Origin of the sequence: Spirillospora sp. CA-108201 (assembly GCF_050936235.1) — a bacterium.
Taxonomy (GTDB): domain Bacteria; phylum Actinomycetota; class Actinomycetes; order Streptosporangiales; family Streptosporangiaceae; genus Spirillospora.
Window position 1 is genome coordinate 779888 of sequence record NZ_JBNJNE010000001.1, and the last position, 13011, is coordinate 792898.

The following is a 13011-nucleotide window of genomic DNA, read 5'->3' on the forward strand; positions in this document are numbered from 1 at the left end:
CGATGCGTTCTATCCAGCACTGGATCGGTGGTGCCCCGGTGGGCGGGAGCGCCTCGGCCGCCGTCCACGACCCCGCGACGGGCCGGCAGGCGGGCGAGGTCGTCCTCGGGCGGCGCGCGGAGGTGGACCTGGCGGTGGGGACCGCGGAACGGGCGTTCGCGTCGTGGTCGCAGGTGTCGCTGAGCCGGCGCGCGCGGATCATGTTCGCGCTGCGCGACCTGCTGGAACGGCACGAGGACGACCTGGCCCGCCTGATCACCGCCGAGCACGGCAAGGTCCTTGACGACGCGCGCGGAGAGGTCGTGCGGGGACGGGAGGTCGTCGAGTTCGCGTGCGGGATCGCGCAGGTGCTCAAGGGCGAGTACTCCGACCAGGTGTCGTCCGGGGTCGACGCGTTCTCGTTCCGGCAGCCGCTCGGCGTGTGCGCGGGGGTCGTCCCGTTCAACTTCCCCGTGATGGTCCCGCTGTGGATGCACCCGATCGCCATCGCGTGCGGCAACACGTTCGTGCTGAAGCCGAGCGAGCGCGTGCCCTCGGCGTCCAACCTGGTCGCCGAGCTGTACGCGCAGGCCGGGCTGCCGGACGGGGTGTTCAACGTGCTGCACGGCGACCGCGAGACCGCCGACGCGCTGATCACGCACCCGGGCGTGGCGGCGGTGTCGTTCGTCGGGTCCACGCCCGTCGCGCGGCACGTCCACGAGGCGGCCGGCAACGCCGGGAAGCGGGTGCAGGCCCTCGGCGGCGCCAAGAACCACGCCGTGGTCCTGCCCGACGCCGACCTCGACCTGGCCGCGGACCAGATCACGGCGGCCGCGTACGGTTCGGCGGGGCAGCGCTGCATGGCGGTCTCCGTCGCGGTCGCCGTCGGCGCCGCCGCGGACCCGCTGATCGAGCGGCTCGCCGCCCGGGCCCGCGCGATCAGGATCGGGCCGGGCGCCGACCCGGCGAGCGAGATGGGACCGCTGATCAGCGAGGCGGCGCGGCAGCGCGTCACCGGTCACGTCGAGGACGCCGAGCGGGCCGGTGCGAAGGTCGTCGTGGACGGGCGCGGCCAGGCCGGCCCGGGGTTCTTCGTCGGCCCCTGCCTGCTCGACGGCGTCGCCACCGACATGGCGGCCTACCAGGAGGAGATCTTCGGACCGGTCCTGCTGGTGCTGCGCGCCGGGACGCTCGACGAGGCGATCGAGCTGATCAACGCGAACCCGTACGGCAACGGGACGGCGGTCTTCACCTCGTCCGGGGAGGCGGCGCGGCGGTTCCAGCGCGCCGTGCACGTCGGGATGATCGGGGTGAACGTCCCCATCCCGGTGCCGATGGCGTTCTACTCCTTCGGCGGCTGGAAGGCGTCCCTGTTCGGCGACACCCACGTGCACGGGGCCGAAGGGGTGCGCTTCTACACGCGCGCCAAGGCCGTCACGGCCAGGTGGCCCGCGCCCGCCGAGGCCGACGGGACGTCCTCAATGGCCTTCCCCACGGCCCGCTGAGACTTCGCGCACGGTGGCGAGCGCCTCGTCGAGGGACAGGACGTCGGCGTACTTGGCGCCCAGGTCCAGCAGGTTCGCCTCGTGCAGGCGGCGGTCCCGGTCGCCGCAGGCCTCGTCCACCACCAGCGGGCGGAAGCCGTGCTGCAGCGCGTCGGTCGCGGTGGCGCGCACGCAGCCGCTGGTGGTGAGCCCGCAGATCAGCAGGGTGTCGATCCCGGACGCGGTCAGCGTGGCCGCCAGGGACGTGCCGTGGAACGCGCTGGCGTACTGCTTGGTGACCACGGTCTCGCCGGGACGGGGGGCCGCCCCCCTCGGCGAAGTCGCCGAGGGGGCTCCCCTTCTCGAACACGCGCAGCGCGGGGATCTTACGGCGGAACAGGCCGCCGTCCGCGCCTCCCGGCTGGTACGCCACCCGGGTGAACAGCACGGGCAGCCCGGCGGCCCGGCCCGCGCCGACCAGGGTCGCGGCGGCGGCCACCGCGTCCTCGACCGGGGCGCGCAGCGGCGACCCGTCCACCAGGTAGGCGCGCACGACGTCCACCGCCAGCGCCGCCGGGGACCGGCCGCAGCCGAGGCCGCGGCCGAACCCGGAGGCCCGGTAGCCGGCGGCGAGGTCGCCGCTCACCGGCGGTCCCCGAGCGCGGCGGCCGACCGGACGTCGACCGGCGGGCGCGGGGCGGGAAGGCCCGTCTCCTCCTCGCAGCGGGCGAGGATCTCCTCCAGCGGCGGGCCCATGTCGAACACCGGGATCTCCGTCCGCTCCGCGGCCATCTCCGCCCGCAGCAGACCGGTGGCCTCCTCGTCGAGGACGCCCTCGGGGGTGCAGACGACGCCGTAGCCGTCGCGTGCGCCGTCCGCGGTGACCAGGCCGCGCAGGACCTCCAGCGCGACCAGTTCGGCGGGCCGGGCGAGGGGGTCGCCCCATCCGCCGCCGCCCCAGGTCACGAAGTGCAGGACGTCCCCGGGCCCGACCGCGACGTCGTGGATCTTGCTGGGCAGCACCTCCCGGGTGCCGTCCGCCCGCTCGATCCACTTGCGGCCCCGCTCGCCCGGGCGCCCCCCGTTCACCCCCCACGGATAGGTGAGCCAGCGGTCGTCGTGGATCGCGATCGTGCCGGGCTCCTCGAAGTAGTAAGCGACGTCGACCCCGTTGCCGCCGCGGTGGAGGCCCGCGTCGCCGGAGTCGGCGATCGTCTCCCACCGCTCGACGCGCAGCGGGTAGTACGACTCCAGGTACTCGCAGGGGATGTTGACGAACGACGGCCACAGCGAGTGCCCGTCCGGGCCGTCGCCGACGGGGCGCCCCGGCACGCCGCCGAACCCGATCGAGTACAGCTGGAACCACTCGCCCTCACGCGGCCCCGAGGTGTGGTGCCCCGACCGCCTCGGCGCGCGGCACCGTCGAGGCGCCTGGCGTTCACGTACGGCAGAAAGCCGGACTGAACCGGGCGATCCTTGCCAAGGGCCAGCACGGAGCCAGCACCACTTTCATGGCCTGGTAGTTGCGGTCGAGCAGGGCGTCCAGCGCGGACAGGTAGGTCTCGACGCCGAACCGCGCGCACAGCTCGGCGACGCGCCGGGCCGCCCATGTCGAAGGTGAGGAAGTCGGGGAACCCGGCCTGCTCGGCGAACCAGACCGCCCCCGTAACCCCGCCGGCCGGACCGGACAGCAGCAGCGACACCGGGTCCTCGGCCGCCTTCGCGGCCCTGGTCAGGCCGCCGTCGCTGCGCAGCACCGACAGCGGCGCGTCGATCCCGCTGCCGCTCAGCGACCGGTCCAGGTTGCCCACGTAGCGGGACACCTCGGGCTGGACGTAGCCGTTCGCCACGGTGGTGACGGTGCGCTCGTACTCTCGCATCTCCGGCAGGACGTGGCTGGACAGCGACACCGGCACCCCGGGCAGCTCCTCGGCGGCGAGCTCCGCCACCCGCCGCTCGTGCGCGTCGTTCGCGTAGGAGTTGATCAGCGAGACCGTCAGCGCCTCGATGCCGGCCCCGCCGAGCCGCCGCAGCTCCGCACGCGCGCGGTCCTCGTCCAGCGGGGCGACGACCGCGCCGTCGGCGGCGATCCGCCCGGGGATCTCCACGGTGTGCTCCAGCCGGGCCAGCGGCTCGGGCTTCGGCCAGATGATCCAGCCGGCGAGGCCGCCGGGCACGAACGACCGGCCGATCTGCAGGACCTGCCGGAACCCCTCGGTGGTCACCAGCCCGACCCGCGCCCCGCGGCCCTGGAGGATCGCGTTGGTCGCCACGGTGGTGCCGTGCAGGACGTGCGCCACCTCGTGCATCTCGATCCCGGCGTCCCGGCACACCTTGCGGATGCCGTTGAGCACGCCCTCCGACTGGTCCGCCGGAGTGGACGCCGTCTTGGCGCGGTGGCTGACGCCGGTCCGCTCGTCGACCAGCAGCACGTCGGTGAACGTGCCGCCCACGTCGACGCCCGGTCGATAACCCATCTGCTCTCCCGGTGCTGTGCTCAGATGACGCCGCGCTGCGACAGCGCGGCGATCTCGTCTTCCGATAGGTCCAGGAGGCCGCCGTAGACCTCCTGGTTGTGCTCGCCGAGCCCCGGGCCGGGCCGGCGGACCGATCCCGGGGTCTCGCTGAGCCTGGGGAACGCGTTGTGCATCGGGAGCTCGCCGAAGTCCGGGTGGACGAGGCGCACGATCGCCTCGCGGGCGGCGAAGTGGGGGTCGGCGAACATGTCCTTGGCGGTGTAGATGCGGCCGGCCGGGACTCCGCCGGCGTGCAGCCGCTCCAGCAGGTCCTCGGTCCCGGTCCGGGCCGACCAGGCCGAGATGATCCCGTCCAGCTCGTCCATGTTCCGGCCCCGGTCGGCGTGCCCGGCGAACCGGGGGTCGGCCGCCAGCTCGGGCCGGTCCATCGTCCTCGCCAGCCGCGCGAACACGGTGTCCTGGTTCGCGGCGATGAGGATCATCTCGCCCGACGCGGTCGGGTAGACGTTGCTGGGCGAGACGTTGGGCAGCACGGACCCGGTCCGTTCGCGCTGGTACCCGGCGACCGCCCACTCGGGCAGCAGGGACTCCATCATCGCCAGCACCGCCTCGTAGATCGCCGAGTCGACGACCTGGCCGCGCCCCGTGGCGTGCCGGCGGTGGACGGCGACGAGCGCGCCGATCGTGGCGAACACCGCCGCCAGCGAGTCGCCCAGCGAGATCCCGGCGCGGGCGGGCGCGCCGCCGGGATCGCCGGTGACGTGGCGGATGCCGCCCATCGCCTCGCCGATCGAGCCGTACCCGGCGCGGGGCGCGTAGGGGCCGGTCTGCCCGAACCCGGACACGCGCACCAGGATCAGGCCGGGGTTCGTCTCGCGGAGCCGGTCGAATTCCATCCCCCAGCGCTCCAGCGTGCCGGGCCGGAAGTTCTCGACCACGATGTCGGCGCGGTCGATGACGCGGCGGGCGAGGTCCTGGCCCTCGGGGGTGCGCAGGTCGCAGGTCGCCGACTTCTTGTTGCGGGCGGCCACCGGCCACCACAGGGACTCGCCGTGCGGCTTCTCGCGCCCCCACTGGCGCATGGGGTCGCCGGCCCCGGGCGACTCCAGCTTGATCACCTCCGCGCCGAAGTCGCCGAGCAGCTGGCCGCAGAACGGTCCGGCGAGCAGCTGCCCCATCTCCACGACGCGCAGGTCGGCGAGCGGGCCCGCGGCGTCCGGTGCGGCGCCTTCGTGCGTTGACATCTAGCCGGTCCTCCTTTCCGTGTGGTCGTTCGGGTCGTTCGGGTCGTTCGGGTCGTCCGGGGTGCGGGCGGCGCGCAGCAGCACCGCCTTGGCGGCGAGCACGTGCGCCCGCATCACCGACTCGGCCCACGTGCCGTCGCGGGCGCGCAGCGCGGCGGCCAGCTCCCGGTGGTGGGCGGAACTGCGGGCCAGGTCGGCGGGGGAGTAGCGGTGGAAGGTCCGCATCACGAGCGGGAGCTGCACCACCGCGTTGAGCATGGACACGAGCCGGCCGCTGGCGGCGGCGGCGCGGACGATGTCGTGGAACTCGGCGTTGAGCTCCGCGACCCGGTCCAGGTCCTGGCCGGCGCCCGGCTCGACGGCCGCCTCCATCAGGCGGCACAGCTCGTCCATCCGGTCCGCGTCCGCGATGGTGACGCGTGTCGCGGCGCGCCGTGCGGCGGCGCTCTCCAGCAGCATCCGCAGGTCGTAGATCTCCTCCAGGTCCTCGGGCGTCCAGTCCGGGACCCGCGCGCCGCGGTGCGGCAGCACCTCCACCAGGCCCTCGACCTCCAGCCGCCGCAGCGCCTCCCGGACGGGCGTCCGGCTGGAGCCGGTGGCCTCGGCCAGCTCGGCCTCGCCGAGCCGCGCCCCGGGCGGGTGGACGCCCTCCAGGATGTCGGCGCGCAGCCGTGCGTAGACGCGGTCCACGGCACGGACCATCCGAACCTCCTCGATCGATTGCATGCAAGATAGGCGGAACGTGAGCCTTGACACAAGAGACTTCGCAGGACAATCCTGCAGACGGCTCTGGATTGCATACAAAGGAAGCGCATGGTGGAACTCATCGAGGTGGCGCCCCGGGACGGGCTGCAGAACGAGTCGGCGATCCTCGCGACCGCGGACAAGGTGCGGCTCGTCGAACGCAGCGTCGCGGCGGGCCTGCGGCGGATCGAGGCCGTCAGCTTCGTGAACCCGAGGCGGGTCCCGCAGATGGCCGACGCCGAGGCGGTGATGGAGCGGCTTCCCAGGCCGGACGGCGTCAGCTACGCGGGGCTCGTCCTCAACCGGCGCGGGCTCGACCGCGCGCTCGCCGCCGGGGTGGACGAGATCAACGTCGTCGTCGTGGCCACCGACGAGTTCAGCCGCCGCAACCAGGGCTGCACGGTCGAGGAGGGCGCCGCCGCCTGGGCCGCCATCGCCGCGGACGCCCGCGCCGCCGGGGTCCGCCGCACCGTCACGATCGCCGCCGCCTTCGGCTGCCCCTTCGAGGGCGAGGTCCCCGCGGACCGCGTGCTCGACCTGGTCCGGCGCGTCGCCGGCAGCGAACCCGACGAGATCGCCCTGGCCGACACGATCGGCGTCGGCGTCCCCGCCCAGGTCCGCGCGCTGCTGGCGGGCGCCGCCGCGATCGCCCCCGGCGTCCCGCTGCGCTGCCATTTCCACAACACCCGCAACACCGGCTACGCCAACGCCCTCACCGCGCTCGACTGCGGGGTGAGCGCCCTGGACGCCAGCGCCGGGGGCTTCGGGGGCTGCCCGTTCGCGCCCGCCGCCACCGGCAACATCGCCACCGAGGACCTGCTGTACGCCCTGGACCGCTCGGGCGTCGACACCGGCGTCCGGATGTCCGCGGTCGCCGAGACGGCGGCCTGGCTCGGCGACCGCCTGGGCAAGCCCGTCCCGGCCCTGCTCGGCCGCGCCGGCCCGTTCCCCGCCTCTCCCTGACCGGCGCGTTCGCGGCCGCCGCCGGCGCGCTCGTCGACGGGCCTACCGCGCGGCCGTGAGGAGGCCGTCGTCGCGGATCGTGCGGAGGACGTCGCGCGCCGCCTCCAGCGTGCGGTCGATGTCCTCCGACGTGTGCGCGGCGGAGATGTGGTTGCGCTTGAGCGAGAGCGGGAGCATCAGGAAGCCGCGGTCGGTCATGCGGCGGTGGAAGGCCACGTAGGCGGCGTCGTTGTTGCGCATGAGGTCGCGGTAGCCGCGGATGGGGGCGTCGGTGAAGTAGAGCGCGAACACCCCGCCGAAGCCCGCCGCGGTGCCCGCGATGCCGAGCTCCGCGCAGATCCCGGTGAGGCCCGCGCGCATCCGGTCGCCGAGGGCGTGGGTGCGCTCGTAGAAGTCCGGATGGTCGCGCAGGTAGGTGATGGTGGCGATGGCCGCGGCGGACGAGACGGGGTTGCCGTTGAAGGTCCCGGCCAGCAGCACGTCGCCGCCCGCGGAGCTGAAGCGCTCCATCAGCCGCCGGGGGCCGGCGAGCCCGGCGATCGGGTAGCCGTTGCCCATCGCCTTGCCGAAGGTGGTCAGGTCCGGCAGCACGCCGCAGACCTCCTGGTAGCCGCCCGGCGCGTGGCGGAAACCGGTGATCACCTCGTCGAAGATCAGCAGGGAGCCGCGCCCGGCGGTCAGGGCGCGCAGCCCCTCCACGAACTCCCGCTCCGGCACCAGGGCGCCGACGTTGTGCGGGATCGGCTCCATGATCACGGCCGCGATCCGGTCCGGGTGCCGCTCGTAGAGGGCGCGCACGGACTCCAGGTCGTTGAACTCGGCGACGAGGGTGGAGCCGAGGGCCTCCGGCAGGATGCCGCGCGACAGGGGGTCCTCGCCGTAGGCGCGGTCCGGCGCGGAGATCACGTTGCGGGCGACGGCGTCGTGCCAGCCGTGGAAGCCGCCCTGGAACTTGACGACCAGCGGGCGGCCCGTCACCGCCCGGGACAGCCGGATCGCCTGCGCGGTCGCCTCGCTGCCCGACATCGCCGAGATCATCTGCTCGGCGGACGGGATCGTCTCGACGACCAGCCGGGCGAGTTCGATCTCGGTCTCGGTCACGCCCCAGCCGACCAGGTCGAGCCCGCCGACGGCCGCGCGCACGGCGTCGTCCACCTCGGGCGCGGCGTGGCCCAGCAGGATCGCGCCGAACGCCGCGTGGTAGTCGAGGTAGCGGCGGCCGTCGGCGTCGGTGACATGAGCCCCGGACGCCGCGCTGAGCGCGTGCGGCACGCCGACCAGGCGGGTCGCGGAGTTGACGCCGCCGGGGATCACGGTCCGCGCGGCGGCGAGCAGTTCCGCGCCGCGCGATCTCTGCCCGGCCAGCTCGGCGGTGGTCATTCTGGGAGCCCCCAAGTGGTTGACGAAGATGGGTCGGAGCCGTTCGGTCGAATAGTTCATGGAAAGGTGTTCCATGTCAATAATCTGGATAACAGGGTCAGTCTGACCAGGGTGAGCTCAAGGTTTTTTTCGGCCGACCCTTGACATGTGAATGGTCTGACGATCAGGATCCGTCGGCATGGAATCCCATTCCGTGCCGGTTCCGGTGCTGGTCGTCGGCACCGGTTTCATCGCCGCGCAGCACGCCGCCGCGATCCATGCCGAGCCCCGGCTGGACCTCGTCGGCGTGGTCGACCTCGACCCGGCGCGGGCCGCCGCCGCGTCCCGCGCCAACGGCGGCGTCCCGGCCTTCACCGACCTCGCCGCGGCCCTGGCCGCGACCGGCGCCGGCGGCTGCGTCGTGTGCACCCCGAACGACACGCACGCGGACATCGCCGTCCGGATCGCCGAGGCGGGCGCCCACCTGCTGATCGAGAAGCCGCTCGCGACCGGGGTGGCCGGGGCCCGCCGCGCCGTGGAGGCGTTCGCCAAGGCCGGGCGGGTGCTGATGCCCGCGCACAGCCACCGCTACTACGACTACGCGCGGACGGTCCGGGACGTCCTGCGCTCCGGCGAGCTCGGGACGGTCGACCTCGTCCGGCTGTCGATCCTCGGCGGCTGGATCTGGCCGGACTGGCGCGGCTGGATGCTCGACCCCGCGCGGTCCGGCGGGCACGCCCTGCACAACGGCGTGCACCTGCTGGACCTCGTCACCTGGTGGACCGGGGACGCCCCCGAGAGCGTGTACGCGCGCGGCCGCCGCCAGACCGCCGCCGAACTCGGCGTCTACGACTACCTGGAGATGACGGTCGCGTTCGGCGGCGGCGCGACCGCCGTGTGCGAGATGAGCCGCGGGCACCGCCCGGCCTCGCTCGCCCGCCGGGACGTCATGGTCGCCGGCACCGGCGGGATCCTCACGCTGCCCTGGGACGGCGAGGCGGGGACCGTCACCGACGAGACGGGCACCGCGCTGCTCCCGCCCGGCGGCGCCGACGGGTTCGCCGCCCAGATCGCCGCCTGGGCCGACGCCGTCACCGGAGGGCCGCAGGCCGTGACGGGCGCCGACGGGCTGCTGGCCGTGGCCATGGGGGTCGCCGCCGAACGATCGATCGCGACCGGCGCGCCCGTCCGGGTCGCCGACGTCCTGAAGGAGGCGCCCTGATGCGCGCGCTGAGGGTGCTGCCCTGGGGGTCCGGCGGGTTCGGGACCCAGGACCACCAGCACGACATGTACCTTCCCGCGTTCCACGGGCACGCCGGGTTCACGGTCGTGGAGAGCGGGGCCCCCGACCTCACGCGGGCCGTCCGGGAGACGGGCGCCGAGGTCGTGTGCGTGTGCGCGCCTCCGGCCGAGCGCGCGGACCGCGTCGTCGAGGCCCTGCGCGCCGGCTGCCACGTCCTCGCCGACAAGCCGCTCGCCCCGGACGCCGCGGGGGTCGAGGCGATCGCCGCGGCCGCGGCGGAGACGGGCCTGGTCTGCATGCCCGCGCACCACCACCGGTTCGGCGCCGCCGTCCAGGCCGCCGCGAGCGCGCTCGCCTCGGGACGCGTCGGGCTGCCCTGGAACGTGCAGGCCGACTTCCTCGTCGACGGCGGCGACCCGTGCCCGGACGGCGAACTCGTCAACTTCGGCCTCTACCCCGTGGACGTGGTGCGGGCCCTCACCGGGCAGGCCGTCCGCCGCGTGCACGCCCTGCCCGCCGGCGGCCGCGGCGGGATCTTCGTCCTGCTGCTCGACCACGAGCACGGCCTCACCAGCACGATCACCGTCGGCCGGCTGCGCGGGACCGCGGACGCCCCGGGCATGGCGCTGCACCGCTACCGCGTCAGCGGATCCGGCGGGGTCATGGACGTCGACGCCGCCCGGCCGGGCGCGTCCGTCCGGACGGTGACGGGGAACCGCGCCGCCTGGCACGGCCCCGGCACCGTCGGCCGGATGCTCACCGCCCTGCACACCGCCGTCGTCACCGGGCGCCCGCCGGAGGCCGGCCCGGCCGACGCCCTCGCCGCGCTGCGCGTCACCGACGCCGCGGCCCGCTCGCTCGCCCTCGGCACGCCCGTGCCGGTCGACTCCCCGGAGGTCTGATCCATGAAGTTCGCGACGTACCGCCTGCCGGACGGCGGAGTCCGCCACGGCGAGATCGTCGACGGCGGCCGCGTCACCGACCTCGGCCCCGGCGACCTCTCGCCCGTGGTCGCCGCGCTCGCCGGCGGCGGCCCCGGCCCGGCGCCGTCGGGCGGCCCGGTCCGCGCCCTGGACGAGGTGACCCTGCTCGCGCCGCTGCTGCGTCCCGGCAAGGTCCTCGCGGTCGCCGCCAACTACCAGGAGCACGTGACCGAGACCGGCGGGGAGCCGATCGACAAGGCGCGGATCTCGCCGCGGCTGTTCATCAAGCCCGCCACCTCCGTCAGCGGCCCCGGCGAGGAGATCGCGCTGCCGTCCGTCAGCCCCAGCATCGACTGGGAGGCCGAGCTGGTCGCGGTGATCGGGCGCGGCGGCAAGGACATCCCGGTCGAGGACGCCCTCGCCCGCGTCGCCGGCTACACCATCGGCAACGACGTGTCGGCACGGAGGATGGACTACGGCCACGAGCGCGACACCGACGACCCGGCGGTCGCGTTCTTCGACTGGCTGAACGGCAAGTGGCTCGACGGGTTCGCCGCGCTCGGCCCCTACCTCGTCTCCGCCGACGAGGTGCCCGACCCGCAGAAGCTCGACGTGACCCTGGAGGTCAACGGGCGGGTCCGGCAGCACGGCGACACCGGTCAGATGATCTTCAACGTCGCGGAGCTGGTGGCGTTCGCGTCCCGGCTGATGACGCTGGAGCCCGGCGACGTGCTCTACACCGGCACGCCGTCCGGGGTGGGACTGGCATCGGGGGAGTTCCTGTCCGCAGGCGATGAGATGACCGTGCGCGTGAGCGGGCTCGGAAGCCTGGTGAACCGCGTCCGCTGAGCGGACCAGTGGCCGGGCGCGCTCCCGGCCACCGCCGAGAAGAGGGCAAGTCAATGACCATTCGTTCCGGCAGACCGACGGCCGGCGGACCCCGGCGGGCCGTCGCGGCCGTGCTGGGCGGCGTGCTCGCGGCCGCGGCACTGGCCGCGTGCAGCTCCGACCCGACGCAGAACTCCTCCGGCGGGGACGCGGGCGTTCTGAACATGTACCTGTACCAGAAGCCGAAGACGTTCAGCCCGCTCGCGCCGAACAACGGGCCCGACCAGCTGGTCATGTCCTTCGTCTTCGACTCGCTGTACGGCGCGGACGCGTCCTACGGGCTGAAGCCGCACCTGGCCGCCGCCGCGCCGGAGGTGTCCGGCGACGCCAAGACGATCACGTTCAAGCTGAGGCCGGACCTGAAGTGGAGCGACGGCAGGCCGCTCACCTCCAAGGACGTGGTCTTCACCTACACCGCCCTCGCGAACCCGGCCACGGGCAGCGCGCAGGCGGGCAGGTTCGCCGCGGTGACCGGCGCCAAGGCCCTGGCGGAGGGCAAGGCCGACGCGCTGGCGGGGGTGACCGCGCCCGACGCCTCCACCGTGAAGATCACCACGACGCGGCCGGCGGCGGGCCTGCCCGGACTGGTCGGCAACACCCCGATCCTGCCGGAGCACGTCCTCGGCGGCGTCCCGGCGAAGGGGCTCGGCGACAACGGGTTCTTCACCAGGCCGACCGTGGGCTCGGGGGCGTTCGCCTTCGTCGACTACAAGACCGACCAGTACGTGGAGCTGAAGGCCAACCCCCACTTCCGGGAACCGGTGTCGATCAGGAAGGTGTACCTGAAGCCGGTGACCTCGGACGTGGCCACCGCGCAACTGCGCACCGGTGAGATGGACCTCACCCAGGTCTCGCCGACCGACCTGCCGACCGTCAGGAAGATGGACGGCGTCAAGGTGGTGTCGGCCAAGAGCCCCGGCTACACCCGGATCGCCCTCAACCAGACCCAGGGCCGGTTCAAGGACGCGCGCGTCCGGCAGGCGCTGCTCACCGCGATCGACCGCGAGGGGCTGGTGGGCAAGGTGCTCGGCGGCGCCGGCGCGGTCGTGAACTCCAGCTTCTACGGCGACGCCGCGACGTCGGCGAAGGAGGGCTACGCCTACGACCCCGGCAAGGCGAAGAGCCTGCTGGCCGCCGCGGGCTGGGACGGCTCCAAGCCCGTCACGCTGTCGTGGATCCCCGGGCAGCGCGACCGCGACACCGCCGTGACGGTCATCCAGAGCCAGCTCAAGGCCGCCGGCGTGAACGTGGAGCTCAAGCAGGTGCAAGCGGACGAGCTGCTCTCCTCGTACGAGAAGAAGTCGTTCGACATGGCGCTGTTCGGCGGCGGCAACTACGCGACCGAGCCGTCCACCGTCGCGACCATCGACGCCTGCGACCAGGGGTACCCGGCGGGCGGCAACATCGGCCGCTTCTGCGACCCGAAGCTGGACGGCCTGCTGTCCGAGGCCGACGGGGTCGCCGATCCGGCGCGGCGCAAGGGCCTGTTCCAGCAGGCCGCCGAGGTCGAGAACGCGCAGGTCCCGTACCTGTGGCTGTACAACCCGGACGCGGTCTGGGCCTACCGGACGCGCCTTTCGGGCTTCGAGCCGTGCGGCCTGCCGACCAACGAGGTCGGGACCTGGGACTTCGCGAACTGGAAGCTGAGCTGACCGGCCCGGGGCCGGGGCCGCGGGCCCCGGCCCCGGCCGGCACCGACGAGAGGGG

At 74.1% G+C, this 13011-nt stretch carries 10 protein-coding genes and 2 pseudogenes; 6 read left to right on the forward strand and 6 right to left on the reverse strand.

All coding sequences use genetic code 11. From position 1 onward, the window contains the following. The first annotated feature begins 2 nt into the window (after positions 1 to 2). Entirely contained in the window at positions 3 to 1484 is a 1482-nt protein-coding gene (locus ACQEU6_RS03800) for a CoA-acylating methylmalonate-semialdehyde dehydrogenase (RefSeq protein WP_499329187.1), read from the forward strand. Here the strand turns inward: ACQEU6_RS03800 and ACQEU6_RS03805 are convergent. The 5 genes and pseudogenes from ACQEU6_RS03805 to ACQEU6_RS03825 form a co-directional block, all read right to left on the reverse strand. After that, positions 1458 to 1772, reverse strand: a pseudogene (locus ACQEU6_RS03805) (isochorismatase family protein); the annotation flags it as partial. The gene ACQEU6_RS03800 and the pseudogene ACQEU6_RS03805 sit on opposite strands and share 27 nt — an antisense overlap. Before the next feature lie 333 nt (positions 1773 to 2105). Continuing rightward, entirely contained in the window at positions 2106 to 2795 is a 690-nt protein-coding gene (locus tag ACQEU6_RS03810) for a hydantoinase B/oxoprolinase family protein (RefSeq protein ID WP_499329188.1), read from the reverse strand. A gap of 329 nt (positions 2796 to 3124) precedes the next feature. Next, positions 3125 to 3940, reverse strand: a pseudogene (locus ACQEU6_RS03815) (hydantoinase/oxoprolinase N-terminal domain-containing protein); the annotation flags it as partial. A gap of 20 nt (positions 3941 to 3960) precedes the next feature. Further along, a complete protein-coding gene (locus ACQEU6_RS03820; protein ID WP_499329189.1) occupies positions 3961 to 5184 on the reverse strand; it encodes a CaiB/BaiF CoA transferase family protein in 1224 nt (407 codons plus the stop codon). Then, entirely contained in the window at positions 5185 to 5886 is a 702-nt protein-coding gene (locus ACQEU6_RS03825; RefSeq protein WP_499329190.1) for a GntR family transcriptional regulator, read from the reverse strand. Between the two features lie 111 nt (positions 5887 to 5997). Here ACQEU6_RS03825 and ACQEU6_RS03830 point away from each other — a divergent pair, with 111 nt between their 5' ends. After that, the gene (locus ACQEU6_RS03830; protein ID WP_499329191.1) at positions 5998 to 6891 is read left to right on the forward strand and encodes a hydroxymethylglutaryl-CoA lyase; all 894 of its coding nucleotides are present in this window, start codon (positions 5998 to 6000) and stop codon (positions 6889 to 6891) included. Between the two features lie 42 nt (positions 6892 to 6933). On the opposite strand, the gene ACQEU6_RS03835 is transcribed toward ACQEU6_RS03830, so the two are convergent. Then, complete coding sequence (locus ACQEU6_RS03835; protein WP_499329193.1) at positions 6934 to 8271, reverse strand: aspartate aminotransferase family protein; 1338 nt, start codon at positions 8269 to 8271, stop codon at positions 6934 to 6936. Between the two features lie 178 nt (positions 8272 to 8449). On the opposite strand from ACQEU6_RS03835, the gene ACQEU6_RS03840 reads away from it, so the two are divergent. Genes ACQEU6_RS03840 through ACQEU6_RS03855 form a run of 4 tightly spaced genes read left to right on the forward strand, consistent with a single transcriptional unit; the run spans position 8450 to position 12956 of the window. Next, the gene (locus tag ACQEU6_RS03840) at positions 8450 to 9472 is read left to right on the forward strand and encodes a Gfo/Idh/MocA family protein (protein ID WP_499329194.1); all 1023 of its coding nucleotides are present in this window, start codon (positions 8450 to 8452) and stop codon (positions 9470 to 9472) included. Beyond that, positions 9472 to 10395 carry a Gfo/Idh/MocA family protein gene (locus tag ACQEU6_RS03845; protein ID WP_499329195.1) on the forward strand — a complete coding sequence of 308 codons (924 nt, stop codon included), beginning with the start codon at positions 9472 to 9474 and terminating at the stop codon, positions 10393 to 10395. Before ACQEU6_RS03840 ends, ACQEU6_RS03845 begins: the two co-directional genes overlap by 1 nt. Before the next feature lie 3 nt (positions 10396 to 10398). Next, positions 10399 to 11265 (forward strand): fumarylacetoacetate hydrolase family protein, encoded by an 867-nt coding sequence (locus ACQEU6_RS03850; protein ID WP_499329196.1) that lies wholly within the window; start codon positions 10399 to 10401, stop codon positions 11263 to 11265. A gap of 53 nt (positions 11266 to 11318) precedes the next feature. After that, positions 11319 to 12956 (forward strand): ABC transporter substrate-binding protein, encoded by a 1638-nt coding sequence (locus ACQEU6_RS03855; protein WP_499329197.1) that lies wholly within the window; start codon positions 11319 to 11321, stop codon positions 12954 to 12956. Positions 12957 to 13011 lie beyond the last annotated feature (55 nt).